Source organism: Burkholderia sp. AU28863 (genome assembly GCF_002223195.1).
Lineage (GTDB): Bacteria > Pseudomonadota > Gammaproteobacteria > Burkholderiales > Burkholderiaceae > Burkholderia > Burkholderia sola.
The window spans coordinates 1,956,335-1,982,638 of record NZ_NKFE01000005.1 but is presented as its reverse complement, the minus strand read 5'-3'; the positions used below and the strand labels follow the sequence as shown (position 1 = coordinate 1,982,638).

The following is a 26,304-nucleotide window of genomic DNA, read 5'->3' as shown; positions in this document are numbered from 1 at the left end:
CACGTCATGCATCCTGTGTCACGCGCACGGCCGTGCCGTAGCAGATGACTTCGGTCACGCCGGCGCCGATCTCGGTGGAGTCGTAGCGCATCGCGACGATCGCATTCGCGCCGAGCGTGCGCGCCTCGACGAGCATCTTGTCGAACGCCTGCTCGCGCGCCTTCTCGCACAGCGACGTATAGAGCGTGATGTTGCCGCCGAAGATCGTCTGCAGCGACGCGCCGAACGAGCCGACGATCGAGCGCGAGCGTACGACGATGCCCTGCGCGACGCCGAGCGAGCGAACGGTCGTATGGCCGGGCAGGTCGAAGGCGGTCGTGACGCGGGCGGGCGACAGATCGTCGATGGAGCGGGTGGGTTCGGTCATGGTGGGCAAGCGTGTGGCGAGTGGTCGAACGGCGATTCTAGCCGGACGGACGAAAGGCATTCGAACGGGCGCACCCACGCGAGTGAACGCCCGTCTCGTTGCCGAACGCGAAAGCCGCTCGACGAAGCACGCTCAGCGCTTGACCGTCGCGCCGGCAATGCCGCCGAGATCGACCGCATAGGCCAGTGCCAGCTTGCCGAACTTCAGCGCATGGTTCGCCTGTCGATCCGAGTTCTCCAGCGTGTCGTTCACCGTGTGGATGTACGGGCTGTCGTTCTGGTCGGCCTCGAACGGGAACGATGCCGGATACCCCTGCGCGTTCCACGACGCGTGATCCGAGCACGCATAGCCGCACTGCGACGTGCCGATCGCGAGCTCAGGCAGATAGGTCGACGCCAGATTCTTCACATAGGTGTTCTGCGCCGCGTTCGTGTAGTCGGAGATCAGGTAGATATCCTTCGGATCGCCCTTGTAGTTCGTCATGTCGAGCTGCAGCACGCCGACCACGTTCGCATTCTGCGTGCGGAACTGCTTCGCGATCGCCTTCGAGCCGAGCAGGCCGGCTTCCTCGGCCGCATACCCGACGAACTTGATGGTCCGTTTCGGCCGGTAGTTGTTCGCGAGCAGCACGCGCAGCGCCTCGGTCAGGCTGGCGATGCCCGACGCATCGTCGTCGGCGCCGGGCGCGCGCGTGTTTTCCGTCGTGCGGCCGACGGTCGAATCGAGGTGGCCGCCGAGCACGACCGTGCCCGCGGCCGGATCGCTGCCGCGAATCGTCAGGATCACCGATTTCTGCGGAAAGCCCGTGTGCGAGAACTGTTCGACAGTGATGTCGGTGCGTGAGCCTGCCAGCTGCTTCCACTGCAGTGCGAGCCAGTCGGACGCGGCGACGCCGTGCGACGTCGTGTAGTAGCGGTTCGTGAAGCCGGACAGCGACGTGATCGTGCCGACGATGTTGCTGGCTTGCAGTTGCTGGACCCACGTGCCGATCTGCGGCACGTTCGATACCGTGTACGCGGAGGCGGCGGCCTGTTTTGCGAGCGTCGCCGGCAACGGTTGCAGCGCCTGTCGCGCGTCGTCGAACGAATCGTGCACGACGTAGCCGGGCCCGTGGCCGCGCGTGCGATGAACGGCGCGGGCCAGCTCGCCGAGCCGCGCATCGTCGATCTCGACGACGTGAACGGTTTCGCGGCGCGCGGCGCCGTCGGTCGCCTTGCCGGCATCGACGCTCGTGCTGTACTGCGCGGTTGCGGTCGCATCGATGCGTTGAAGCTGGCGGAACGCGGTGTCGCCGAGCGTGATCCAGACGGGTGTCGCGTGCGCGGCGGCGGTCAGCAGCATGCCGCCCAGCGCGGCGCTCAGACGGGTCGGTTTCAGAGTAGGCATGTTCGATCTCGTGAGGATGGCGATGTCGATGAAGGGAGCGCGCCGCAGGTCGTGCGATGCGCTCCCGCCTGCTGCGGGATTACGACTTCTGCGGAACGGTCACGCCGTACGTGCAGCTCTTGTTGTACGCGTTGCCGATCGCGGTGAGCTGCGCGCTGCTGTAGCCGAGCGCGGATGCGGCCGTCAGCACGGCCTGCGCGGCGGCCTTCTGGTTGGTCGAGCTGTTGGTCATCGACAGCCCTTTCAGGAACGCCTTGTCCATCGCCTGCGCGCCGATCGCATCGCGCGCGACGAGGTTGCACGACGCCCAGTACTGGCCGGCCGTGTGGATCTCCGCGCCGCGCGCCTGCGCGTAGGTGCGGCCGACGTTCCAGTTGGTCACGCGGCCGCCCCAGAACTCGTTGTGACCGTCCCAGTTGTAGACCCAGTGATACTGCGCATCCGACGGGCTCCACTGGTTGAAGTCGCGGCTGTACGCGGCGGCGAGATAGTCGCCGGTGCCTTCCGACAAGCCTTCCTGTTGCGACAGGCCGCCGTTGGTGACCCAGTCGTGGATGCCGTGGCCGAGCTCGTGGATCACGACGTCCGCGTCTTCCGCGTCGTCGACGCCGCCCTGCCCGAACGTCAGCCGGCCGCTGCTCGACGAATACGACGAGTTGTCGTCGCCCGATTCGCCGTGCGGGTCGTACTGCACGCCGCCCGTGTATTGGTACGGCAACGCCTTGATGCCGAGCGTCTGGTTCACGTACCGCAGGAACGTGTCGATGTGGTAGTACACGTTCACGGCCTCGAAATACAGGTTGCCGCGCGTGAATTCGAACGCGGGCGTGGACTGCGACGGGCAGGCCTTGTCGAGCGGCGCATCGAAGTCGATGCACGCCGCGTACGGGCCCGTCAGCGTGTAGCGCGTGCCCGACTGCGCGAGATCCTTCAGCGTCACGCGTACGCGCGCCGCCGTGAGCTGTGTCGAATCGGCGTCGTTGCTGTCCTTGTAGCCGGTACTGCCGTAGCTGCTTTTCGTCGGCGACAGCGGATCGGGGCGGAACACGAAGCCGGTGCCGTCGGTCGCGTAGAACGCCTTGTCCTCCGCGCGCAGCACTTCGCCGCTGCCCGAGTCGATCAGCAGTTCCCAGTCGCCTTTCGGGCCGTCCTGCGGGCGGCCGCGCACCTTCCACGCGGTGTGCGTGCCGGCCTTGTCGACGAATGCGACGAGCTGCGCGTCGAGATGCGTGAAGCCGCTCACGCCGAGATACGCACGAGCGCGTTCGAGCGCCTGCTGCTGGTCGACGGCCTGCGACTTGCGCGTCGTCGCGACCACGCCGTTGATCGTATTGCTCGCGACGTACAGGATGCGGCCGTCCTTCGCGACGGTCACCGCGATGTCGCTGCCGTACACGGGCAGCCCGGCGGCCTGCTGCTGCAGGCGCACGACGGTGAAGTCGGCGTCGTTGCGCTCCGACGTGACGACGAGGCTCGCGAGCGCGGCCGCGTCGAGCCCGAGCTGCGCCGCCTGCGACGCGACGAAGTCGCGCGCGGTCGCGGCGGGCGTCGCCGCGGCCTTTTTGGCGCGATAGGCCGGGTTGTACAGCGTGACGGCGACGCCGTCCGCACGGAATTGCCCGGCGGCCGTGTCGGCCTTCGCGGCCGGCGGCGCGACGCCGCGCGTCAGGCTTTCGCGCAGGCTCGCGGCCTGCGGATTCGACACTTTCGTATCGGCCTGGGTGCCGCCGACGATGCCGAAACCGAGCACGAGACCCAGGGCGAGCGGCAATGCTTTGCGTGATGTCTGCATACGTGATCCTCATCTCAACGGTTGGACACGCCCGCGCGCTCGTGGCGAGCAGGCACGACACGGCCCGCGCGCCGGTTCGATGGAACCGGTGCGGCGAAGCGGTGCTGGGGGGCTCGACTGACTAAGGAAACCTAACTGTCAGGTCGAAAAGAAGCGGGCAGGCGAGGCGGAGGAGAAGCGAACGGCAGGCAGGTGCGGCGACGGCGAATCGAGCATCGTCATGTCATACCCCTCGGATCGATCGTGATATCGGCAGGCAGCCTGCGTGGCGCGACGCGCGCGAGATGCGGCATGCGTGTCGTTAGGCTGCCTATCTAACTTTTTTTGGTATGTTACAGAATATTTTCAACGACATTCCAGATTATTTTCGACGACCGCTTCGGTTCGTCGACCAGTCGTCGACATTGTTCAGCGAACGGAAGGAAACGCTGCCGGAACGCGCAATACCGCGCCCGATTGTGATCAAAAACCGGGACGATCAGCGCGTCGCGCGCCGGTCGCTGCGCGGGCTCATCCCGAATCGGGCGCGATAGGTGCGCGAGAAATGGGACGGCGATTCGAAGCCGCATGCGACGCACACCGACGTGATGCTCATGTCGGTCTGCTGCAGCAGTTCGCGCGCGCGATCGAGGCGCAGGTTCAGGTAGAAGCGCGTCGGCGTGTCGTTCAGCGTCGCGCTGAACAGCCGTTCGAGCTGGCGCCGCGTGATCGACACCTCCTGCGCGAGCGCGTCGGAGCCGAGCGGGTTCTCCATGTGCCGCTGCATCGTGCCGATCACCTGGATCAGCTTGCGGTTGTGCACGCCGTAGCGCGCGGCGATCTCGAGCCGCTGGCTGTCCGAGCGCTGCCGGATGCGGCTGACGACGAACTGCTCGGAAATCGCGGCCGCGAGATCGGCGCCGTGCCGGCGGCCGATCAGGTCGAGCATCATGTCGATCGACGCGGTGCCACCCGCGCACGTGATGCGCCGGTCGTCGATCTCGAACAGTTCCTGTGTCGCGTTCAGGCCGGGATAGCGCTCGCGGAACGCGGCCAGCGCTTCCCAGTGCAGCGTGAGCGATTGCGATGCGTCGAACAGCCCGGCTTCCGCGAGCACGAAGCTGCCCGTGTCGATGCCGCCGAGCGTGGCGCCGTGCCGGTGCTGGCGGCGCAGCCAGTCGCCGAGCGTGCGCGTGTAGCACACGAGCGGATCGAAGCCGGCGACGACGAACACCGTATCGACCTGCGGGACGTCCGCGCACGCGGCTTCGGCGGCGACCGGAATGCCGTTGCTCGCGGCCACGGGCGCGCCGTCCGCGCTGATCACGTGCCAGCGATACAGCTCGGTGCGAAAGCGGTTCGCGACGCGCAGCGGCTCGACCGCGGACATGAAGCCGAGCGCGGAGAAGCCGGGCAGCAGCAGGAAGTGGAAATCCTCGGGCATCGGGGCGTGGGGTGGAGGCGGGCGCGGCACGCGCGCCGAACGTTCAAGCCGGGATTATCGCGGGTTTTTTCGGCGCTCAGCGCGTTTTTGCACGATGCACCGTCCGGCGCGCCGTCGTCGACGGCAATTCGCCGAATTGCGCCTTGTACGCGTTCGCGAAATGCCCGAGATGCATGAAGCCCCAGCGTGCGGCCGCTTCGCTGATCGGCAGGTCGGATTGCCGCGTGTCGAGCAGCAGGCGTCGCACCTGCGCGAGGCGCAGCGAGCGCGTGTAGTTGAGCGGGCTCGTTTGCACGACCGACTGAAAGCTGTTCTGCATCGTGCGGCGGCTCACGCGTAGTTGCGTGCACAGGCTCAGGATGTCGACGGGCGCTTCCGGATGCTCGATCACGTAGTCGTGCACGCGGCGCACGATGTCGGCGTGGCAGGCATGCGTGAGCCGGTTCGACGGCTCGGGCATCCGGTACGTGAGGAGATCGACCAGCACGTTGCCTACGTCGGCGCGCAGCGCGTGCTGCGCGGGTGGCGCGTCGAAGGCATCGGGCGCCGACAGCACGCGTTCGAGCAGCGTCGCGAGCTGCATGCTCGCGCGGTCGCGCGCGGCGACCGGCACCTCGACGACGCCGCGCCGCAGCGCGCGGGCGTCCAGCCGCACGTCGGCCGCATCTTCGATCTGCTGCATCAATTCGGGTTCGACGACCACGCCGATCAGCGACATGTCGTCGGGCGAATGGAGTTCGAACGGTGTGCCGCCGCGCGCCATCACGATCGTGCCGCGCTCGAGGCGCGCATCGCCGAACGCGAAGGTGCCCGAGCCGGTGAGCGGCATGCCGAACACCGTATGGCCGTGCGGCAAACATCCGCGCTGGATGATGCGCACGTTCGCCGCTTCCTGGAACAGCTGCGCGCCGTCGAACACCGCGTGTTTGACCGCGCTGCGATACGAGCCGGACCCGATCTGGTCGTAACGCTGATTCCAGCCGCGCAGCGCCTCCGCATGCCGGTCTGCGTCGTCGAACCTCTGATGTAACACGAGCACGGCGCCTCCGGCGATCGTTCGGACCGCGCAAGATTAAACCGACCGGGAAGTCGGCGCAATACGGGGCGGCGCTATTCCGGGCGCGGGTTTCAGAGGGTCGGAAGGGGCGACGTGACGAGGCTTTCACACGCATTTCCAATATCCCGAATCGGCACGTACGCGTTGCCGGTCCGGGTGCTGACGGGATTTATTGTCGAACTACAGTCGCCCCACATAACGTGAATCCCCACTGGAGGCGGCATGAGGACAAGGCGACGAACCGCGGCGCTCGCGGCGACGCTGGCGTTGGCGGCGGCATGGGCCGGCAGCGCGAGCGCGACGGAAAAACCCGAAGAGCTGGTCGTGCAGAAGATGCCGCCGTGGCATCCGCACGAGGTCTATATCGTCGACATCTCGATGCCGTCGATGACCGACGGGCGCATCTATGTGTACGACGCGGATGCGAACAAGCTGCTCGGCCAGATCGACGGCGGCTTCGCCCCCGGCTTTGCGATCTCGCCCGACCGCAAGACGAGCTTCGTCGCGACGACCTATTTCTCGCGCGGCTCGCACGGCACGCGCACCGACGTCGTCGAGATGATCGACAACACGACGCTCGATCACGCGGGCGAGATCATGATTCCGGCGAAGCACGGCCAGCACGTGCCGTCGCCGTACAACACCGCGTTCAGTGCCGACGGCAAGCGGCTGTACGTCGCGAACATCACGCCGGCCGCATCGGTGACGGTGATCGACGCCGTCTCGAAGCAGGTGCTGTCGGAGATCGACATGGCCGCGTGCGTGCTCGCGTACCCGTCGGGCAACGACCGTTTCACCGCGCTGTGCGAAAGCGGCAAGGCCTTGACCGTCACGCTCGATGCGAACGGCAAGGAAACGAAGCGCACGATGTCGGACGCGTTCATCGACGTCGACAAGGATCCGGCGTTCGTGAACGCATCGCGGTACAACGGCGGCTATCTGTTCACCACGTACGGCGGCAACGTGCGCAGCGCCGATTTCAGCGGCGACAAGCCGGCGTTCGGCAAGGCGTGGCCGCTGCTGACGGACGCCGAGCGCGCCGAAGGCTGGCGTCCGGGCGGCCTGCAGCAGACGGCCGTGCACGCGAAGCAGCACCGTTACTACGTGCTGATGCACAAGGGCGCCGACGGTTCGCACAAGGATCCCGGCACGCAGGTGTGGGTATACGACCTGAAGACGAAACAGCGCGTCGCGCGCTGGGATCTCGCGCAACAGAAGGTCGAGCCGCTCGTGTCGATTCAGGTCAGCGAGGACGACAAGCCGCTGTTCTACGGGCTGACGGCGACCTCCGACCTCGTCGTGATGGATGCGCGCACCGGCACGCTGCGGCACGTCGAGAAGCAGATCGGCAATACGTCGTCGCTGCTCGTCAACCCGTGAGGCCGCGATGACCGTCGATCCCGTACTCGCCACCAGCGCGCAGGCTGGCGCGGCCGCCGTCGTGCTGCTCGGCGCCTTCGCGAAGATGCGCCGTCCCGCCGCGTTCCGCCAGGCGCTCGCCGGCTATCGGCTGCTGCCCGATGCGTTGACCGCGCCCGTCGCGTTCGCGATTCCGCTCGCGGAATTCGTCGCCGCCGTGGCGCTGCTGTTTCCGGACACGCGCACGGCTGGCGCGACGGGGCTGATCGCGCTGCTCCTGGCGTTCGCGGCCGGCCTCGCGATCAACCTGCTGCGCGGCCACACCGACATCGACTGCGGCTGTTCCGGCTTCACCGCCGCCCGTGCGGACGCGCCGCACGGCATCGGCTGGCTGCACGTCGGCCGTGTGCTGCTGCTCGTCGTGCTCGCTGCGACCGCATTCGTCGAACCGGGTACGCGCGCCGTCGTGTGGTTTGACTACCTGACGCTGTCCTTCTCCGTGCTGCTGATCGTCTGCGCGTTGCTCACCGTCGACGTGCTGCTCGCCAACGTCCCGCGCCTTTCTCATCTGAGGAATTCATGATGCAAACCGCTCTTACCGTTTCCACCGCCCTGTTGTGGGTGGCCGTCCTCGCGCTCGGCGCGATCTGTCTCGCGCTGGTGCGCCAGATCGGCATCCTGTACGAACGCATCATGCCGGCTGGCGCGCTGATGATCGACAAGGGGCCGGCGGTCGGCGCGATCGCGCCGACGTTCGAACTGACCGACATTCGCGGCGCGCAGGTCAAGGTCGGCGGCATCGATGCAGCGGGCAAGGCCACGCTGCTGTTCTTCCTGTCGCCGACGTGCCCGGTCTGCAAGAAGCTGTTGCCGCTGCTGCCGTCGCTGCAGGCCAGCGAGGCGACGCCGGTGAACATCGTGCTCGCGAGCGACGGCGAGCTTGGCGAACACGCGCGCTTCGCGCAGAAGCACGACCTTGGGCGCTTCCCTTACGTGCTGTCGCAGGAGCTCGGCCTCGCGTACCAGATCGGCAAGCTGCCGTATGCGGTGCTGCTCGACGAAACGGGCGCCGTGCGCGCGAAGGGGCTCGTCAACACGCGCGAGCATCTCGAGAGCCTGTTCGAGGCGAAGGAGCGCGGCGTCGCGTCGCTGCAGCAGTTCGTGCACGGCGATCACGGCCACGGCGCGCACGACGCGCACGCGCGGCACGCATGACCGGCCGGACCTTTTTCAACGTCATTGGAGAACGACGACATGGGCGTGTTTGATTCATGGTTCGAGCGGTCGGCGCGCGGCGTCGCGCAGCACAGTTCGCGGCGCAGCGCGATGGCGAAGCTCGGCAAGGTGCTGGTGGGGTCGGCGCTGCTGCCGCTGCTGCCCGTCGATCGCACCGCGTATGCGGCCGATGCGGCATCGGGGGCGTCGGCCGCATCCGGCGCCGCCGCGGCGGGCGCGAGCGACGACCCGACGAGCTGCGACTACTGGAAATACTGCGCGATCGACGGCTGGCTCTGCAGCTGCTGCGGCGGCACGTCGAGCAGTTGCCCGCCGGGAACGACGCCGTCGCCGATCACGTGGATCGGCACCTGCCGCAATCCGCACGACGGTTCGGACTACATCGTGTCGTACAACGACTGCTGCGGCAAGACTTCGTGCGGCAAGTGCTTCTGCAATCGCAACGAACGCGAGAAGCCGCTGTACAAGCTGTCGCTGAACAACGACATCAACTGGTGCATGGCGAACGGTAATTCGAATTACCACTGTTCGGTTTCGGTTCTGCTCGGAGCGGCCAAGCAATGAAAGTGAAGCAGGCAGGAAAGATCATCGTTGCATGCATGGCGGCCGTTGCGGCCAGCGCGTTGCCCGGCGCGGCCCGCGCACAGGAAACCGTGCATGACCCGGCCGGAAAAGGCCTGTTCGATGCACAGTGCGCGGTGTGTCACCAGGCGGGCGGAAAAGGGCAGGACGGCCTTGCGCCGCCGCTGACCGAGTATCCGGGCAAGTACGCGACGGCGGAAGCCGGGCGGGCGCAACTGATCGCGACGCTGCTGCACGGGATGTTCGGCGAGATCCAGGTGCACGACAAGCGCTACAACTTCAAGATGCCGTCGTTCGCGAGCGCGAGCGACGACGACATCGCGCACGTGCTCAACTACGTCGTGTTCGACCTCAACGCGCAGCACGGCGACGCGAAGCCGTTCACCGCGGCCGATATCCGGGCGGCGCGCGCGAAGCAGATGGACGGCACGGCCGTGCATGCGCAGCGCGCGGTGGTGATCAAGGGGCTCGGCCTGTGAACGGCATCCGCGCGTCCTTGCAGGGCACGCGGTGCGCGCCGCCGTCGCGGTTCGACGGCGTGGCGCATCGCGTGTCGTGCTGGCTGCTGCTGTCGGGCGCCGCGGTCTGCGCGTTCGTCGCGTCCACGCCAGCACAGGCCGACGGCGCGGCCGACACCGCGCTCGCTCGGCAGCACTGGGTGCTCAACTGCATGGGCTGCCATACGGCGACGGGCGGCGGCATTCCCGGCAAGGTGCCACCGCTCGCGAATTCGCTCGGCTATTTCACGCATCTGCCCGCCGGACGCGAGTACGTGATGCGCGTGCCCGGCGCGTCGAACTCGGCGCTGTCGGATCGGGAGCTGGCTGACGTGCTGAACTGGGTGCTCACGACGATGAACCGCGATGCGTTGCCGCGCGACTTCAAGCCGTATACGGCCGCCGAAGTCGCCGCGCACCGCCGCCCCGCGCTGTCCGACGTCGCGACCGTGCGCGCCGGTCTCGTCCGCGCGTTGCAGGCGCGCGGGATCGACGGCGTCACGGAGCGCTACTGACCGACTCACTCAACGAATCAAGGAAACGTGAACATGGAGACGAACGAAACCTTTGCGCTGCTCGACGCAACGCGTGCGTTTCTCGCGAAGCCGAAGAAGATGCTGATCGGCGCCGAGTGGAGCGACGCCGCGTCGGGCCGCCAACTCGATGTCGTGAACCCGGCCGACGGCGCCGTGATCGCGCGCGTGCCCGAAGCGGACGAGCGCGACGTGCAGCAGGCGGTTGCCGCCGCGCGCCATGCATTCGATGCGGGTCCGTGGCGCAACGCGAAGACCACCGAGCGCGAGCGCCTGATGCTCGCGCTCGCCGACCTGATCGAAGCCAACGCGCGCGAGCTTGCCGAGATCGAATCGCTCGACAACGGCAAGCCGGTGACGGTCGCGCAGGGGCTCGACGTCGCGATGGCCGCGCAGTGTTTCCGCTACATGGCCGGCTGGGCGACGAAGATCGAAGGCAGCGTGATCGACGCCGGCATGCCGTACCTGCCGGGCAGCGAAATTTTCGCGTATACGCGCAAGGAACCCGTCGGCGTGGTCGGCGCGATCATTCCGTGGAATTTTCCGTTGCTCATGGCCGCGTGGAAAATCGCGCCGGCGCTCGCGACCGGTTGCACCGTCGTGCTGAAGCCTGCCGAAGACACGCCGCTGAGCGCATTGCGGCTCGGCGAGCTGATCCAGGCGGCCGGGTTCCCGGACGGCGTCGTCAATATCGTCACCGGCTACGGTCACACGGCCGGCGCGGCGTTGTCGCGCGATCCGCGCATCGACAAGATCGCGTTCACCGGGTCGACGCAGACGGGCAAGACGATCGGCCACGCGGCGCTCGACAACATGACGCGGATGTCGCTGGAACTCGGCGGCAAGTCGCCGGTGATCGTGCTGCCCGACGTCGATCTCGACAAGGCCGCGCAGGGCGTCGCGAACGCGATTTTCTTCAACCAGGGGCAGGTGTGCACGGCCGGTTCGCGCGCGTACATCCACTCGAAGGTGTTCGACGGCGTGATCGAGCGCGTCGCGAAGCTTGCCGCGAACCTGAAGATCGGCCCCGGGATGGACCCGGCGACGCAGATCGGCCCGCTCGTGTCGGCGAAGCAGCTCGAGCGCGTGTGCGGTTACATCGACTCGGGGTTCGGCGAGGGCGCGCGTGCAGCGGCGGGCGGCCGCGCGCTCGATGGCCCCGGCTTCTTCGTCGAACCGACGGTGCTGGTCGATACGACGCAGGCGATGCGCGTGGTGCGCGAGGAAATCTTCGGGCCGGTGCTCGTCGCGATGCCGTTCGACGACGTCGATACGGCCGTGCGGCTCGCGAACGATACGCCGTACGGCCTCGGCGCGAGCATCTGGTCGAACGATCTTGCGGCGATCCACAAGCTGATCCCGCGGATTGCCGCGGGCACCGTGTGGGTCAACTGCCATTCGCTGCTCGACAACGCACTGCCGTTCGGCGGGATGAAGCAGTCGGGCTTCGGCCGCGAACTCGGCCGCGCGGTGATCGACCAGTACACGGAGAGCAAGTCGGTGATGATGAACTACGCGTGAGCGTCGCGGCACGTGCGTGCGTTGCCGATACGCCGGCCCCGCACGCGCGCGCCGCCGTCACGCGCGGATCAGCACGACCCCGACGATGAGGCACGCCGCGCCGGCAATGCGGATCGCGCTCGCCGAATGCTGCGGGATGCCGAGCACCCCGAAGTGGTCGAACACGAGCGCGCCGGTCATCTGCCCGACGACGATCAGCGCGAGCGTCGTCGCCGCGCCCAATCGCGGCACCATCAGGATCGCGACGCCGACGAATACCGCGCCGAAAAATCCGCCCGTCCAGCTGAACCACGACCCCGCACCGGACAACGTGCCGCTCACGCGCGGGTGAGGCGACAGCAGCGCGACCGCCAGCATCGCGGCGAGGCCGACGACGTAGCTGACCGACCCGGCCCACCATGGCGAACCGATCTGCGCGCGCAGGTTCGCGTTGAGCACCTGCTGCAACGCAACGCTGATGCCGGCCGCCACGACCAGCAAATAAGACAGGACGGTAGTCACGAAGATGAACGCTCCGAAAGCGTGGCCGCAACGGTGATGCGGGCACGGAAGGCTTTCATTCTGCGGAGCGCGCCGGTATAACGCAAATATCGAATATGGCGCTCATCCATCTCGTTTCGGTATGCCATCACTCCGACAAATCCAGTATTTCCTGACCGTGGCGGACCTCGGCGGCTTCACGCCGGCCGCGGGTGCGCTCCACGTCGCGCAGTCGGCGCTCAGCCGGCAGATCGGCCAGATCGAGGACGAACTCGGGTTCGTGCTGTTCGACCGCGAGCCGAGAGGCGTGCGGCTCACGCCGGCCGGCGCGCTCTACCGCGAACGCGTGGCGTCGATCCCGGCCACGCTGACGGCGGCCGCCGACGAAGGTGCGCAGTTGTCGCGCGGGGAGGCCGGCGTGCTGCGGCTGCTGCATTCCAGTACCGTGCCCGTCGGCAGCCTGATGCCGGATCTCGACCGCTTCATGCGCGATTGTCCGGGCGCGCATCGATCTCGACCGCGCATCGTCCGAGGATCAGGTGACGGACATCGCGAACGGTCAGGCCGATGTCGGGATCGTCCGGTTGCCGGTGCTGCGGCGCGATGCACGCGTGCGTTTCGTCGAACTGGCGGCCGAACGCCTGTGCGTGGCGGTGCCGGCCGATCATCCGCTCGCGGGCCGCAAGCGCGTCGCGATCGCGCGGTTGCGGCGCGAGCCGTTCGTATCGGCCGTGTATCGGGAGCGGGGCGGCCTCGCGCGCGTCGTGATCGATCTGTGCCTGAAGCGCGGCTTCGTGCCGGCGGCCGCGCGGATCGTGTCGCCGAAGACGTCGATGTTGAATCTCGTCGCGGCCGGCCGGGGCGTGGCGATCGTGCCGGCGCGGATGGCGAGCATCGGGATCGACGGCGTCGTGTTCGTGCCGATTTCGGACGAGGATGCGAGATCGGTGTGCGCGCTGGTGCTGCCGGTCGAACCGACGATGCTCGCGCAGGCGTTCGTTCGAGTGGTGACGGCGGGTTAAACGCGCCGCATCGCCACCGTACCGGCTCGCGAGTTCGGCTGGCCTGCGCCCGACGTCGATACTCAGACGCGGTACCCCGCATCGTGCATCAACCGGCGCGACGCGTCGCCGCGCGGGCCTTCCGCATCGAATTGCGCGCGAAGTTTCGCATCCGCGCCGCGCATCACGCCGCGCTGCATGGGCACGATGAGGACGACAAGGGCGACGACGAAGAAAGCGGCAAGCATCATGGTGTTCCTTGGCGGAAAGACCGGAGACGGACATCGCGACGGCCGGCCGTGTCCGTGCGCGTCCGTTACAGCGACGCGCAACGGCCGGACACGAGGCGGCACGGCAACAGGCGGGCCGCGCGCGATCGCCCGGCGACTGCCAGCATAGGGCCGGTCAACCGGATCCGGCGACCTGTCGGAAATCCGTCAGCAAAGCCATGGCGGAATCGAAAGGTGTACGCCGCATCCGGGCAATCCCGCCGCTCCCAAGAAAAACCCTAGACCCCCGTCCATCAAGCCTCAGACGAAATCTAGTGGTTTCCACTCATAGTCGCAAACAGGCAAGAACAGGTCGCCGCCGGTCTTCTCGCGGCGAATATGGCTCGTTACTTTTACTCCCACGATGCAGGCCGGCGCACACTCCGCGCACCGGCTGCCGCGAGACCAACCGGGAGGAACCGAACCATGAAGTCGACGAAGATCGCCGCGCTTGCCGCGGCCGTGCTGGCGACCGGCGCGTTCACGCAAGCCGCGCTGGCCGAGACGGAGGCCGCGACCTGCCGCACCGTGCGTTTCGCGGATATCGGCTGGACCGACATCACGTCGACCACGGCGCTCGCGTCGACCGTGTTCGAGGCGCTCGGCTACAAGCCGACCACGACGATCGCGTCGGTGCCGATCTCGTTCGCCGGTCTCAAGAGCAAGCAGCTCGACGTGTCGCTCGGCTACTGGTGGCCGGTGCAGCAGAAGCAGCTGCAACCGTTCCTCGACAGCAAGTCGATCAACGTCGTCGAACCGCCGAACCTGTCCGGTGCGAAGGCGACGCTCGCGGTGCCGAGCTACGCATACCAGGCCGGCCTGAAGACCTTCGACGACATCGCGAAACACCGCGCGGAACTCGACGGCAAGATCTACGGGATCGAGCCGGGCAGCAGCGCGAACGCGACGATCCAGAAGATGATCGACACGAACCAGTACGGGCTCGGCGGCTTCAAGCTCGTCGAATCGAGCGAAGCCGGGATGCTGGTGACGGTCGAGCGCGCGGCACGCGAGAAGAAGTGGGTCGTGTTCCTCGGCTGGGAGCCGCATCCGATGAACATCCAGCTCAGCATGAACTACCTGTCCGGCGGCGACGCGGCGTTCGGCCCGAACTACGGCGAAGCGCGCGTGTACACGCTGACCGCGCCCGACTTCATCGCGCGCTGCCCGAACGCGGGCAAGCTCGTGACGAACCTGCGCTTCTCGACGCAGCTCGAGAACCAGCTGATGCAGACGGTGATGAACAAGACCAAGCCGGCCGATGCCGCGAAGGCGTACCTGAAGAAGAACCCGCAGGTGCTCGATCCATGGCTCGCGGGCGTCAAGACGTTCGACGGCAAGGACGGCCTGCCTGCCGTGAAGGCGTATCTCGGCCTGTAACGGCCGCGCCCATACGCTATCAGCAATGCGACACAACCCGAATCAAGCGAGGCATCCAGCATGAATCACGAAGTCATCATCACCTGTGCCGTGACCGGCGCGGGCGATACGGTCGGCAAGCATCCGGCGATTCCGGTCACGCCGAAGGAGATCGCGGCCGCCGCGATCGAAGCCGCGAAGGCCGGCGCGACGGTCGCCCACTGCCACGTGCGCGATCCGCAGACCGGGCGCGGCAGCCGCGACCCGAACCTGTATCGCGAAGTGGTCGACCGGATCCGCTCGGCCGACGTCGACGTGATCATCAACCTGACGGCCGGCATGGGCGGCGATCTCGAGATCGGCCCCGGCGAGGACCCGATGCGCTTCGGCAAGGGCACGGATCTCGTCGGCGGCCTCACGCGTCTCGCGCACGTCGAGGAACTGCTGCCCGAGATCTGCACGCTCGACTGCGGCACGCTGAATTTCGGCGACGGCGACTACATCTACGTGTCGACGCCCGCGCAGTTGCGTGCCGGCGCGAAACGGATCCAGGAACTCGGCGTGAAGCCGGAACTGGAGATCTTCGATACGGGCCATCTGTGGTTCGCGAAGCAGTTGCTCAAGGAAGGGCTGCTCGACGATCCGCCGCTGTTCCAGCTGTGCCTTGGCATTCCGTGGGGCGCGCCGGCCGATACCGGCACGATGAAGGCGATGGTCGACAACCTGCCGCCGGGCGCGCACTGGGCCGGCTTCGGGATCGGCCGCATGCAGATGCCGATGGTCGCGCAGGCGATGCTGCTCGGCGGCCACGTGCGCGTCGGCCTCGAGGACAACATCTGGCTCGACCGCGGCGTGCATGCGACCAACGGCACGCTCGTCGAGCGTGCCCGCGAGATCGTCGAACGCCTCGGCGGCCGCGTGCTGACGCCGGCCGAAGGCCGCCGCAAGCTCGGCTTGCCGGCGCGCGGCGAACGTCCGCTCGAACGTCGCGCGCTCGCCGAATTCGCGTGAATTTTTTCACCGACTGACTGACATGACAGGGTGGCCTGCGCGCACGCGCGGCCGCCCACCGATTTCCCCTGATTCGAAGGATGCGTTGACATGGCTGTGAAGACCGACATCAACACGTTTGCCGCGATCGGCACCGGCGTGATCGGCAGCGGATGGATTGCCCGCGCGCTCGCGCACGGTCTCGAGGTCGTCGTGTGGGACCCGGCGCCGGGCGCCGAAGCGCGGCTGCGCGCGAACGTCGCGAACGCGTGGCCCGCGCTCGAACGCGTCGGCCTCGCGCCGGGCGCCGATCCCGCGCGGCTGCGGTTCGTGTCGACGATCGAGGCATGCGTCGCCGACGCCGATTTCATCCAGGAAAGCGCGCCCGAGCGCGAGGCGCTGAAGCTCGAACTGCACGAGCAGATCAGCCGCGCGGCGAAGCCCGACGCGATCATCGCGTCGTCGACGTCGGGCCTGCTGCCGACCGATTTCTATGCGCGGGCCACGCATCCGGAGCGCTGCGTGGTGGGCCACCCGTTCAACCCCGTCTACCTGCTGCCGCTCGTCGAGGTGCTCGGCGGCGCGCGCACGTCGCCGGAAGCGGTCGAGGGCGCGATGGAGGTCTATCGCAAGCTCGGCATGCGGCCGCTGCACGTGCGCAAGGAAGTGCCGGGCTTCATCGCGGACCGTCTGCTCGAAGCGTTGTGGCGCGAGGCACTGCATCTCGTCAACGAAGGCGTCGCGACGACCGGCGAGATCGACGATGCGATCCGCTTCGGCGCGGGGATCCGCTGGTCGTTCATGGGCACGTTCCTGACCTACACGCTGGCCGGCGGCGACGCGGGCATGCGACACTTCATGCAGCAATTCGGCCCTGCGCTCGAACTGCCGTGGACGAAGCTGGTCGCGCCGACGCTCACCGACGCACTGATCGACCGCGTCGTCGAAGGCACGACCGAACAGCAGGGCACGCGCAGCATCAAGGCGCTCGAACGCTATCGCGACGAGTGCATCACCGAGGTGCTGAAATCGATCGCCGCGGTGAAGGCGCGGCACGGGATGCGATTCGACGAATAAAGGACAGGCGATGACGGGCGATACCCCGCTGACGATTTACCGCGACGTGGTGCGGCCGGAGTGGGTCGACTACAACGGCCACCTGCGCGATGCGTTCTACCTGCTGATCTTCAGCTTCGCGACCGATGCGTTGCTGGATCGCATCGGCCTCGACGACGCCGCGCGTCGCGAACGGGGGCGCTCGGTCTATACGCTCGAAGCGCACGTGAACTACCTGCACGAGATCAAGGAATGCACGCCGGTGCGCGTCGATGCGCGCGTGCTCGCGCACGACGCGAAGCGGCTGCACCTGTATCTCGAACTGTTCGCCGACGGGCATGACGACGCGGTATCGGCGAGCGAGCAGATGCTGCTGCACGTCGATACGCGCGACGGCGCGAAATCGGCGCCGTTCGACGACGACGTGGCCGCGCGGGTGGCTGAACTGCATGCGTTGCAGCGCGATTGCGCGGCGCCTGCTTATGCGGGCCGCGTGATCGGGCTGCCGCCGCGCCGCTAGCGGCGCGCTTCGTTTCACGATCTTCTACCTTCGATCTTCGACCGCGGAGCGCACACGATGCTCGAACCGGAAATCGCGGCGTTCGTCGCGTCCGTCGACGCGTGGTATCCGGCCGATGCGGCGGCGCGTTCGCCCGACGAGCAGCGCCGCCTGTACGACCGCTTCGCGGCCGAATGGACGCCGGCCGCGCTGCCGGCCGGCATCGTGCAGCAGGACGCCGTGTGGCGCGCGCGGGACGGCCGCGCAATCGCGCTGCGGCGCTATACGTCCGCGCCCGGCACGTCGCGCGGCACGGTGCTGTTTTTTCATGGCGGCGGGTTCGTCGTCGGCTCGCTCGACAGCCATGCGCTGATCACCGCGCGACTGGCGGCCGATACGGGCCTCGACGTGATCGCGGTCGACTATCGGCTGGCGCCCCAACATCGTGCACCGGCCGCGCTTGAAGATTGCGTGGAAGTCACGCGTGCCGCGCGCGATGCACGCTGGCCGTTCGGGCCGTGCGTGCATCCGCTGACGCTCGCGGGCGACAGCGCGGGCGGGATGCTCGCGGCGGCGGTGGCGACCGCGCTGCGCGATGCGGGCGAAGGGAGCGTGGACGGCATCGCGCTCGTTTATCCGATGCTCGGTTTCGAACCGCAGTCGCCCGCGCGCGAAACGGAAGCGCACGCGCCGATGCTGACGCTCGACGACGTGCATCGCTATCGCGCGCTGTACTGGGATGGTGACTTGTCCGACGTGCGGCGACACGGTAACCCGTTGTTGCGCGCGTCGGTGCCGCTCGAAGCCGGGCGTTTCGACGGCTTGCCGCCGGTGCTCGCGATCGGCGCGGAACACGATCCGCTGCGCGACGATGCGCGCGTGTACGTCGAACGGATTCGCGCGGCGGGCGGCGTCGCGCGCTACTGGATGGGAGAAGGGCTGGTGCACGGCTGCTGGCGCGCGCTCGGGACGAGCCCGCAGGCGGCGCGCATGCACCGGGCGGTCGGCAGGTTCTTGCTCGCTCCACACGCGTAGCGGGCGTTTTCCGGGAGGCAACGATGCAGGCGGCAGCGCAACACCGTATCGAGGACTGGCGGACGTTTTCGGCCGACGCGGCGATCGCGGCGGCGACGATTGGCGATGGCGCGGTGGAGGTCGAGTGGAGCGACGCGCGACGATCGCCGTTCCATTTCGACTGGCTGCGCGACAACTGCGCGTGTTCCGCGTGCGTGCATGCGATTACACGCGAACAGGTGTTCGAGATCGCCGATGCGCGCGAGGATCTGTCCGCGCTCACCGTGCACGTCGAAACCGACGGCGCGCTGCATGTCGAATGGAACGACGGACACCGCAGCGCATGGTCGCCTGGCTGGTTGCGTGCGCATGCATACGATGACGCGTCGCGCGCGGAGCGCGTGGCCGCGCACGGGCGGCACGTATGGACCGGCGACGATGCGACGGCGATCGGCGTGTTCGCGTGGCGCGACGTGATGGAAGACGATCACGCATTGCTCGCGTGGCTCGGCGCGTTGCAGCGCACGGGGCTCACGCTCGTCGAAGGCGTGCCGGCCGAGCGCGGCCGCGTCGACGAGGTCGCGCGCCGCGTCGGCCTGATCCGCGAAAGCAATTTCGGCGTGCTGTTCGACGTCGAATCGAAGCCGCGCCCGGACAGCAATGCGTATACGTCGCTGAATCTTCCGCCGCATACCGACCTGCCGACGCGCGAATTGCAGCCGGGCGTGCAGTTCCTGCATTGCCTCGCGAACGACGCGACGGGCGGCGACAGCATCTTTCTCGACGGCTTCGCGCTCGCGGACGCGCTGCGGCGCGAACATCCGGACGATTTCGAGCAGCTCGCATCGACGCCGTTCGAGTTCTGGAACAAGAGCGCGAACAGCGACTACCGCTGTTCGGCGCCGGTGATCGGGCGCGATGCGCGCGGCAACGTGACGGAAGTGCGTGTCGCGAACTTCCTGCGCGGGCCGCTCGATGCGCCGGCCGGCTCGGTCGCGGCGGTCTATCGCGCGTACCGGCGGTTCCTCGCGCTCGCGCGCGAGCCGCGCTTTCGCGTGCAGCGCCGGCTGCGGGCCGGCGACATGTGGGCCTTCGACAACCGGCGCGTGCTGCATGCGCGCACCGAGTTCGATCCGTCGACGGGCCGCCGGCACTTGCAGGGCTGCTACGTCGATCGCGACGAATTGCTGTCGCGGTGGCGCGTGTTGTCGCGGGCGGCGCCGGCCGACGTTGCGCGCTGATCGACACCCGCCGCGCATTCACGCATCCCTCGTCGGGAAAAAGCACCCGGACGCGACGCGCCCGGGCGAAGCCACCCGCTGCCGGGCGGCGGAGGTATGCGTTTCACAAAACAGACGAGCCCCGCGAAGGGGGCTCGTCCGGACTGCGTGACTTCATCGCGCGACGCGCGGCGCCCGCCGAGGGCGCATCGGCTTACTGGCCGAAGAAGATCGAGTCGCGTGCGTTCGACGAAGCGGCTGCCGGCGCGCCCGAGTGGACGAGCGGGGCCGGTTGCGCGCCGTAGCCGCTGGTGTCCGCGCCATGAACGCGCGCCTCGGCGCTCTGGATGTCGTTCGGGTAGTACGGGCTCGACACGCCCGGCTTGTAGCCGGCTTGTTCGAGCTGGACGAGTTCGTTGCGCACTTGCGCGCGCGTCACGGTGCTTTGAGCGAATGCGCCGAACGAAGCGGACAGGGCGGCAGCGGCAACGACTGCGGAAACGAGCGATTTCATGGTGACCTCCGGTGTTTTATTGAGTTCGCTCCCGACACCATGTCTTGAGCGATTGATCAAATCTTAGTCACCGGCGTGTTCAGGGTAAACGCTGATTTTGACGATAAATTGTTTCCTGGCCGGTAACAGTGCGGCGGCGCATCAGTCTTTCAACGGGCTTTCTTTTCGGGCTGCGCAATAAGTGTGAAGAATGTTGCGATCGCCGGCGCACGACTCAGCGCACTTCCGTCGCCGTATCGAACGGCCGGCCCGGCGCACGTCCGGCGGGCGCGCCGGCGCTGAGGAAGCGCACGCCCGTCGCGGCCTCCGACGCTTCCCACAGCAGCGCCGCGGCCGCCACGCTGCGCGCCGCGCGCGGCACGCTCGCCGGCGCCGGCAGCCCGCGCGATTCGAACCAGCCGGACGGACCGATGTATGCACCGCCGGCCAGATCGGGCGACGTGGCCGCATGAATCGCGGGCAGCGCGCCCTGGTCGGCCGGCTGCGCGAGATAACGGTTCGCGGCGCGCATCAGCGCGGCGCGGGCGGGCGACTGGTCCATCGCCGGGCCCGCGAACTGCAGGTTGGTCGCCGCATAGCCGGGATGCGCGGCGACGCTGATGCCGGCGAACGCCGCGCGCGCGAAGCGGCGCTGCAACTCGATCGCGAACACGAGGTTCGCGAGCTTGCTGTCGCAGTAGGCGAGATAACGGTTGTAGCGCTGCGCGGCACGCAGGTCGTCCACGCGAATCCGGCCGCCGCGGTTGAAGCCGCTCGACATCGTGACGACGCGCGCCCGGTGCGCGGCGCGCAGCGCCGGCAGCAGATGGCCGGTCAACGCGAAATGGCCGAGGTGGTTGGTGCCGAACTGCATCTCGAAGCCGTCGCGCGTGTGCCGCAGCGGCAGGAACATCACGCCGGCGTTGTTGCAGAGGATGTCGACGCGGCCGTGGCGTTCGCCGACGTCGGCCGCGAAGCGTGCGATCGATGCGAGATCGGCGAGGTCGAGCGGATCGACTTCGACGCGTGCATGAGGATGAAGCCGGCGGATTGCGTTGGCAGCCTGCGTGCCGCGTGCGGCGTCGCGGCAGCCCATCACGACCGTCGCGCCTTTCGCCGCCAGCGTTTCCGCGAGATGCCAGCCGAGCCCGCTGTTGGCGCCGGTCACGATCGCGACCTTGCCGCCTTGCGCCGGGACGTGGCGCGCGCTCCATGCATGCATGTCTGCCTCCATCGGCGCGGCCGGTCGGCCGCGGCACTTAATCGTTACATTGAACGGTGTAACGATAGTGCGGGCGGACGGAGCAGACAAGCGGGGGAATTAGACCGGCGCTTCTAGGGTTTGTGGCTTAGGGCGTGGCGTCGCAAGCCCGGCGCAGGACCGGCGCGTGTTACCTGCTGCCCGCCAGCGCGAGCACCTCGGCGGCGGAAATCATGGCGGCAGCGTTCGCGGGGGCCGGGCGCTCGGCCGGGCGGAACACTTCGTCGCCGCGGTGAATGACCTGGCGCGACAGCGCGCAGGTGCCGGTGCGCTGCGCGAAGCGACGGCGCCAGCGCTGCTCGCCGTAGTGACAGCGGCCGGGTTCGACCCAGCGGACGACGAGCAGCGTATCGGAACGTTCGAGGATTTCGACGTGGACGTCGGCGGGATCGAGCGCAGGCAGGGATTTGGAGGCCTTCATTTTGCCGTTTCCTAAAGCTCGTGCGGTTTCGGCCGTGGCAGTGGATGTCACTACCCGATGGCGAATCCGTAGCGGTTTCCATGAGTGGTGCGCTAAATGTAAGCGTCTGTGACCGGAAAAAACATCCTGTCCGGCTCGAATTACCTTTTGCCGATTTAGAAACAATCCACGCTTATTTTCTTGGAAAACCAAAGACAAAAAGCCCCGGACGGGAAGCCCGGGGCGGAAAATCGGCCCGCGCACCGTGTCTGCTCGCCCAGTCACGGGATACATCGCCGGGGGACGGAGGTGCCCGCAGGGATCCAGAGCGGGCGGGGAGGCGATGTACCGGAAGCGCAGTCCGGCAACACCATGATGGCGTGCGGCACCCGTTGGCACCCTGACGCGAACATGACTTTTTTGTCAGTTTGGCGCGGCCGCCTTGCCGGACGTTGCGCCAGAATCGGCTGAAAAGCCCACCGGTATTGGGTTTTGAGCGGATCGCGAAGCAGCACTTAAGCGCCGCTCGCGCGCCGAATTCTCGTGCGCCGCCCGGATTGACCAGCCCTGGGTAAATACTGAATCCCAATTTCGTGACAAACGCGCGATCCGTTTCTATGATTGGTTGGACCTTTAGTCCTTTGTGCCAATCGGCCGACTGTCGGCCGCCTTTTCGGGAGAGGTGCTCATGAGATTGCAGGGCAAACGCGCGCTGGTGACGGCGGCCGGGCAGGGCATCGGCCGCGCGACCGCGCTGCGGTTCGCGAGCGAAGGCGCCGACGTGCTGGCGACCGACATCAACGAAGCCGCGCTGGCGCGGCTCGAAGCCGACGCCGAGCGCGCGGGCGGCCGGCTGGCCACGCGGCGGCTCGACGTCACCGACGCGACCGACATCGCCGCGCTCGCCGCGACCGAACGCGCGTTCGACGTGCTGTTCAACTGCGCGGGCTACGTGCATCACGGCTCGATCCTCGATTGCGACGAAGACGCATGGGCGTTCTCGCTGAACCTGAACGTCACGTCGATGTACCGGCTGATCCGCGCGCTGCTGCCCGCGATGCTCGAAGCCGGCGGCGCGTCGATCGTCAACATGGCGTCGGCGGCGTCGAGCGTGAAGGGCGTGCCGAACCGCTTCGTGTACGGCACCACCAAGGCGGCCGTGATCGGGCTGACCAAGGCGGTGGCCGCCGATTTCGTCGAGCGCGGCATCCGCTGCAACGCGATCTGCCCAGGCACGATCGAGTCGCCGTCGCTGGAGCAGCGGATCGCCGACCAGGCGCGCACGCGCCACGTGTCCGCCGACGAGGTGCGCCAGGCGTTCGTCGCGCGCCAGCCGATCGGCCGCATCGGCAGCGCGGACGAAGTGGCCGCGCTCGCGCTGTACCTCGCGTCCGACGAAGCGTCGTTTACCACCGGCACGATTCACCTGATCGACGGCGGCTGGTCGAACTGACCCTGTCGACCTGATCGCGCTCCCCATTCACATTCCGTTTCCATTCAGACAACGCTATGAAACTGCTGAGATTTGGCGACAAACACCATGAAAAGCCGGGCCTGCTCGATGCGCAAGGCCAGATTCGCGACCTGTCCGGCGTGATCGACGATATCGCCGGCGACGCGCTGACCCCTGCATCCCTCGCGCGGCTGCGCGACATCCCGCCGTCGTCGCTGCCGCTCGTCGGAGGCACGCCGCGGCTCGGCGCGTGCGTCGGCCGCGTCGGCAAGTTCATCTGCATCGGGCTCAACTACTCCGATCACGCGGCCGAATCAGGGATGGAGGTGCCGAAGGAGCCCGTCGTGTTCGGCAAGTGGACGAGCGCGATCTCGGGCCCGAACGACGACGTCGAAATCCCGCGCGGCTCGGAAAAGACCGACTGGGAAGTCGAGCTCGGCGTGGTGATCGGCCAGGGCGGCCGCTATATCGACGAAGCCGATGCGCTGTCGCACGTCGCCGGCTACTGCGTGGTGAACGACGTGTCGGAGCGCGAATACCAGCTCGAACGCGGCGGCACGTGGGACAAGGGCAAGGGCAACGACACGTTCGGCCCGATCGGCCCGTGGCTCGTGACGGCCGACGAAGTGCCCGATCCGCACGCGCTGCGGTTGTGGCTCGAGGTGGACGGCCACCGCTACCAGAACGGCACGACCGCGACGATGGTGTTCCGCGTGCCGCATCTGATCAGCTACCTGAGCCGCTTCATGAGCCTGCAGCCGGGCGACGTGATCTCGACCGGCACGCCGCCGGGCGTCGGACTCGGGCAGAAGCCGCCCGTCTACCTGCGCGCCGGACAGGTGATCACGCTCGGCATCGACGGGCTCGGCGAGCAACGCCAGCGCACCGTGCAGGCCTGATTCCCTTCAACGGACGGTTCGTCATGCCTATCATTCGATCGATGCGCGTCCTCGACGTGCGCTTTCCGACCTCGCGCCAGCTCGACGGTTCCGATGCGATGAATCCGGACCCCGATTATTCGGCGGCCTACGTCATCCTCGAAACCGACCGCGACGGGCTCGCCGGTCACGGGCTCACGTTCACCATCGGGCGCGGCAACGAAATCTGCTGCGCGGCGATCGACGCGATGCGCCACATCGTCGTCGGCCTCGACCTCGACTGGATCCGCGAGGACATGGGCCGCTTCTGGCGGCACGTCACGTCGGACAGCCAGTTGCGCTGGATCGGCCCCGACAAGGGCGCGATCCACCTGGCGACGGGCGCCGTCGTCAATGCGGTGTGGGACCTGTGGGCGAAGGCGGTCGGCAAGCCGCTGTGGCGGCTCGTCGCCGACATGAGCCCGGACGAACTGGTGCGGGCGATCGACTTCCGCTACCTGACCGATTGCCTGAGCCCGGACGAAGCGCTCGACCTGCTGCGCCGGCAGGCGCCCGGCAAGGCCGCGCGGATCGCCGCGCTGGCGCGCGACGGCTACCCGTGCTACACGACGTCGGCCGGCTGGCTCGGCTACAGCGACGACAAGCTGCGCCGGCTGTGCCGCGAGGCCGTGGACGAAGGTTTCGACTACGTGAAGCTGAAAGTCGGCGCGAACCTCGCCGACGACATCCGCCGCGTGACGATCGCGCGCGAGGTGATCGGCCCCGACCGCAAGCTGATGATCGACGCGAACCAGGTGTGGGAAGTCGACGAGGCGATCGACTGGGTGCGCGCGCTCGCGTTCGCGCGGCCGTGGTTCATCGAGGAGCCGACGAGCCCCGACGACGTCGAAGGGCATCGCAAGATCCGCGAGGCGATCGCGCCGGTGCAGGTCGCGACCGGCGAGATGTGCCAGAACCGCGTGCTGTTCAAGCAGTTCATCGCGCGCGGTGCGATCGACGTCGTGCAGATCGACGCGTGCCGGCTCGGCGGCGTGAACGAGATCCTCGCGGTGATGCTGATGGCCGCGAAGTACGGGCTGCCGGTGTGCCCGCATGCGGGCGGCGTCGGGCTGTGCGAATACGTGCAGCACCTGTCGATGATCGACTATGTCTGCATTTCCGGCACGAAGGAAGGGCGCGTGACCGAGTACGTCGATCACCTGCACGAGCATTTCGTCGAACCGTGCGTGGTGCGCGGCGCGGCTTACATGCCGCCGACGGCGCCCGGTTTCTCGATCGAGATGAAGCCCGAATCGCTGGAGCAGTACCGGTTCCGCGGGTGAGTAGGGCAACGCGCGACGGCGCGCGACGCACGGCGTGCGCATCGCGCGCGGCGACAACATGAACGACGGAGACGCGAAGTGGATTTGAATCTGCAAGACAGGGTCGTGATCGTGACCGGCGGCGCGTCGGGCATCGGCGCCGCGATCTCGATGCGGCTGGCCGGCGAAGGCGCGATTCCCGTAGTGTTCGCGCGCCACGCGCCCGACGACGCGTTCTGGCGTGCACTTGCGCACAAGCAGCCGCGCGCCGCGTGCATGAACGTCGAACTGCAGGACGACGCGCAGTGCCGCGACGCGGTCGCGCAGACCGTCGCGCGCTTCGGCCGCATCGACGGCCTCGTCAACAACGCGGGCATCAACGACAGCATCGGGCTCGACGCGGGGCGCGACGCGTTCGTCGCGTCGCTCGAACGCAACCTGATCCATTACTACGTGATGGCGCATTACTGCGTGCCGCACCTGAAGGCGACGCGCGGCGCGATCGTCAACATCTCGTCGAAGACGGCCGTGACCGGGCAGGGCAACACGAGCGGCTATTGCGCGTCGAAGGGCGCGCAGCTCGCGCTGACGCGCGAATGGGCGGTCGCATTGCGTCACGACGGCGTGCGCGTGAATGCGGTGATTCCCGCGGAGGTGATGACGCCGCTCTACCAGAACTGGATCGCGGGTTTCGACGATCCGGAAGCGAAAGTCGCGGAAATCGCCGGCAAGGTGCCGCTCGGCCAGCGCTTCACGACGGCGGACGAGATCGCCGATACGGCGGTGTTCCTGCTGTCGGATCGCGCATCGCACACGACGGGCCAGTGGCTGTTCGTCGACGGCGGCTATACGCATCTCGATCGTGCGATCAGCTGAG

28 protein-coding genes and 1 pseudogene are annotated in these 26,304 nt (G+C 67.7%); 19 read left to right on the top strand and 10 right to left on the bottom strand.

The window, feature by feature from the left end:
• Positions 1-4: 4 nt before the first annotated feature.
• The 5 genes from CFB81_RS25560 to CFB81_RS25540 form a co-directional block, all read right to left on the bottom strand.
• Positions 5-367: a YbjQ family protein gene (locus CFB81_RS25560; RefSeq protein WP_089436929.1), complete on the bottom strand. Its 363-nt coding sequence runs from the start codon at positions 365-367 to the stop codon at positions 5-7.
• Between the two features lie 132 nt (positions 368-499).
• A complete protein-coding gene (locus tag CFB81_RS25555; RefSeq protein WP_089436928.1) occupies positions 500-1,753 on the bottom strand; it encodes a M20/M25/M40 family metallo-hydrolase in 1,254 nt (417 codons plus the stop codon).
• A 79-nt stretch (positions 1,754-1,832) separates the two neighbouring features.
• A complete protein-coding gene (locus CFB81_RS25550; RefSeq protein WP_069617423.1) occupies positions 1,833-3,545 on the bottom strand; it encodes a M36 family metallopeptidase in 1,713 nt (570 codons plus the stop codon).
• Positions 3,546-4,023: 478 nt separating this feature from the next.
• Positions 4,024-4,968, bottom strand: coding sequence for a GlxA family transcriptional regulator (locus CFB81_RS25545; RefSeq protein WP_089436927.1), 945 nt, complete (start codon positions 4,966-4,968; stop codon positions 4,024-4,026).
• Between the two features lie 76 nt (positions 4,969-5,044).
• Positions 5,045-6,007, bottom strand: coding sequence for a helix-turn-helix domain-containing protein (locus CFB81_RS25540; protein ID WP_089436926.1), 963 nt, complete (start codon positions 6,005-6,007; stop codon positions 5,045-5,047).
• Between the two features lie 240 nt (positions 6,008-6,247).
• Here CFB81_RS25540 and CFB81_RS25535 point away from each other — a divergent pair, with 240 nt between their 5' ends.
• Genes CFB81_RS25535 through CFB81_RS25505 form a run of 7 tightly spaced genes read left to right on the top strand, consistent with a single transcriptional unit; the run spans position 6,248 to position 11,753 of the window.
• Entirely contained in the window at positions 6,248-7,405 is a 1,158-nt protein-coding gene (locus CFB81_RS25535; protein WP_089436925.1) for an amine dehydrogenase large subunit, read from the top strand.
• Positions 7,406-7,412: 7 nt separating this feature from the next.
• On the top strand, positions 7,413-7,967 hold the full coding sequence (locus tag CFB81_RS25530; protein WP_089436924.1) for a MauE/DoxX family redox-associated membrane protein: 555 nt from the start codon (positions 7,413-7,415) through the stop codon (positions 7,965-7,967).
• The gene (mauD, locus tag CFB81_RS25525) at positions 7,964-8,599 is read left to right on the top strand and encodes a methylamine dehydrogenase accessory protein MauD (protein WP_069617418.1); all 636 of its coding nucleotides are present in this window, start codon (positions 7,964-7,966) and stop codon (positions 8,597-8,599) included. Before CFB81_RS25530 ends, mauD begins: the two co-directional genes overlap by 4 nt.
• Before the next feature lie 39 nt (positions 8,600-8,638).
• On the top strand, positions 8,639-9,184 hold the full coding sequence (locus CFB81_RS25520) for a methylamine dehydrogenase light chain (protein ID WP_089437142.1): 546 nt from the start codon (positions 8,639-8,641) through the stop codon (positions 9,182-9,184).
• A complete protein-coding gene (locus tag CFB81_RS25515) occupies positions 9,181-9,681 on the top strand; it encodes a cytochrome c (RefSeq protein ID WP_089436923.1) in 501 nt (166 codons plus the stop codon). The genes CFB81_RS25520 and CFB81_RS25515 overlap by 4 nt, the downstream gene beginning before the upstream one ends.
• Positions 9,678-10,214 (top strand): cytochrome c, encoded by a 537-nt coding sequence (locus CFB81_RS25510; protein WP_069617416.1) that lies wholly within the window; start codon positions 9,678-9,680, stop codon positions 10,212-10,214. Before CFB81_RS25515 ends, CFB81_RS25510 begins: the two co-directional genes overlap by 4 nt.
• A 33-nt stretch (positions 10,215-10,247) precedes the next feature.
• Entirely contained in the window at positions 10,248-11,753 is a 1,506-nt protein-coding gene (locus CFB81_RS25505; RefSeq protein WP_089436922.1) for an aldehyde dehydrogenase family protein, read from the top strand.
• 57 nt (positions 11,754-11,810) lie between these two features.
• Here CFB81_RS25505 and CFB81_RS25500 read toward each other — a convergent pair whose 3' ends face one another.
• On the bottom strand, positions 11,811-12,254 hold the full coding sequence (locus CFB81_RS25500; protein ID WP_069617414.1) for a DMT family transporter: 444 nt from the start codon (positions 12,252-12,254) through the stop codon (positions 11,811-11,813).
• Positions 12,255-12,375: 121 nt separating this feature from the next.
• On the opposite strand from CFB81_RS25500, the pseudogene CFB81_RS36830 reads away from it, so the two are divergent.
• Positions 12,376-12,501, top strand: a pseudogene (locus CFB81_RS36830) (LysR family transcriptional regulator); the annotation flags it as partial.
• A gap of 271 nt (positions 12,502-12,772) precedes the next feature.
• Positions 12,773-13,255, top strand: a complete 483-nt coding sequence (locus tag CFB81_RS36825) for a LysR family substrate-binding domain-containing protein (protein ID WP_306427160.1) — start codon at positions 12,773-12,775, stop codon at positions 13,253-13,255.
• A 62-nt stretch (positions 13,256-13,317) separates the two neighbouring features.
• Here the strand turns inward: CFB81_RS36825 and CFB81_RS36265 are convergent, their stop codons facing one another.
• Positions 13,318-13,485, bottom strand: coding sequence for a hypothetical protein (locus CFB81_RS36265; protein ID WP_176730163.1), 168 nt, complete (start codon positions 13,483-13,485; stop codon positions 13,318-13,320).
• A 444-nt stretch (positions 13,486-13,929) separates the two neighbouring features.
• On the opposite strand from CFB81_RS36265, the gene CFB81_RS25490 reads away from it, so the two are divergent.
• The 6 genes from CFB81_RS25490 to CFB81_RS25465 all read left to right on the top strand — a co-directional run bounded on the left by CFB81_RS25490 (position 13,930) and on the right by CFB81_RS25465 (position 19,662).
• On the top strand, positions 13,930-14,883 hold the full coding sequence (locus CFB81_RS25490; RefSeq protein ID WP_069617412.1) for a choline ABC transporter substrate-binding protein: 954 nt from the start codon (positions 13,930-13,932) through the stop codon (positions 14,881-14,883).
• A 60-nt stretch (positions 14,884-14,943) separates the two neighbouring features.
• On the top strand, positions 14,944-15,873 hold the full coding sequence (locus CFB81_RS25485; protein WP_050012324.1) for a 3-keto-5-aminohexanoate cleavage protein: 930 nt from the start codon (positions 14,944-14,946) through the stop codon (positions 15,871-15,873).
• A gap of 90 nt (positions 15,874-15,963) precedes the next feature.
• The gene (locus tag CFB81_RS25480) at positions 15,964-16,929 is read left to right on the top strand and encodes an L-carnitine dehydrogenase (protein ID WP_089436921.1); all 966 of its coding nucleotides are present in this window, start codon (positions 15,964-15,966) and stop codon (positions 16,927-16,929) included.
• A 10-nt stretch (positions 16,930-16,939) separates the two neighbouring features.
• On the top strand, positions 16,940-17,428 hold the full coding sequence (locus CFB81_RS25475) for a thioesterase family protein (protein ID WP_089436920.1): 489 nt from the start codon (positions 16,940-16,942) through the stop codon (positions 17,426-17,428).
• Between the two features lie 57 nt (positions 17,429-17,485).
• The gene (locus CFB81_RS25470) at positions 17,486-18,442 is read left to right on the top strand and encodes an alpha/beta hydrolase (protein WP_089436919.1); all 957 of its coding nucleotides are present in this window, start codon (positions 17,486-17,488) and stop codon (positions 18,440-18,442) included.
• A gap of 23 nt (positions 18,443-18,465) precedes the next feature.
• Positions 18,466-19,662 carry a TauD/TfdA family dioxygenase gene (locus tag CFB81_RS25465; protein WP_089436918.1) on the top strand — a complete coding sequence of 399 codons (1,197 nt, stop codon included), beginning with the start codon at positions 18,466-18,468 and terminating at the stop codon, positions 19,660-19,662.
• A 193-nt stretch (positions 19,663-19,855) separates the two neighbouring features.
• Here the strand turns inward: CFB81_RS25465 and CFB81_RS25460 are convergent, their stop codons facing one another.
• From CFB81_RS25460 to CFB81_RS25450, 3 genes are all read right to left on the bottom strand, one after another.
• Positions 19,856-20,155 carry a DUF4148 domain-containing protein gene (locus CFB81_RS25460; RefSeq protein WP_050012329.1) on the bottom strand — a complete coding sequence of 100 codons (300 nt, stop codon included), beginning with the start codon at positions 20,153-20,155 and terminating at the stop codon, positions 19,856-19,858.
• Between the two features lie 214 nt (positions 20,156-20,369).
• Positions 20,370-21,356 (bottom strand): oxidoreductase, encoded by a 987-nt coding sequence (locus tag CFB81_RS25455; RefSeq protein ID WP_089437141.1) that lies wholly within the window; start codon positions 21,354-21,356, stop codon positions 20,370-20,372.
• A 169-nt stretch (positions 21,357-21,525) separates the two neighbouring features.
• Positions 21,526-21,816 carry a DUF3331 domain-containing protein gene (locus CFB81_RS25450; RefSeq protein ID WP_006484717.1) on the bottom strand — a complete coding sequence of 97 codons (291 nt, stop codon included), beginning with the start codon at positions 21,814-21,816 and terminating at the stop codon, positions 21,526-21,528.
• 667 nt (positions 21,817-22,483) lie between these two features.
• On the opposite strand from CFB81_RS25450, the gene CFB81_RS25445 reads away from it, so the two are divergent.
• From CFB81_RS25445 to CFB81_RS25430, 4 genes are all read left to right on the top strand, one after another.
• Positions 22,484-23,248, top strand: a complete 765-nt coding sequence (locus tag CFB81_RS25445) for an SDR family oxidoreductase (protein ID WP_089436917.1) — start codon at positions 22,484-22,486, stop codon at positions 23,246-23,248.
• Positions 23,249-23,304: 56 nt separating this feature from the next.
• Complete coding sequence (locus CFB81_RS25440; RefSeq protein WP_069617406.1) at positions 23,305-24,147, top strand: ureidoglycolate lyase; 843 nt, start codon at positions 23,305-23,307, stop codon at positions 24,145-24,147.
• A 23-nt stretch (positions 24,148-24,170) separates the two neighbouring features.
• Positions 24,171-25,448, top strand: a complete 1,278-nt coding sequence (locus tag CFB81_RS25435; RefSeq protein WP_089436916.1) for an L-fuconate dehydratase — start codon at positions 24,171-24,173, stop codon at positions 25,446-25,448.
• A gap of 78 nt (positions 25,449-25,526) precedes the next feature.
• Entirely contained in the window at positions 25,527-26,303 is a 777-nt protein-coding gene (locus CFB81_RS25430; RefSeq protein WP_089436915.1) for an SDR family oxidoreductase, read from the top strand.
• The last annotated feature ends 1 nt before the right edge of the window (position 26,304 follow it).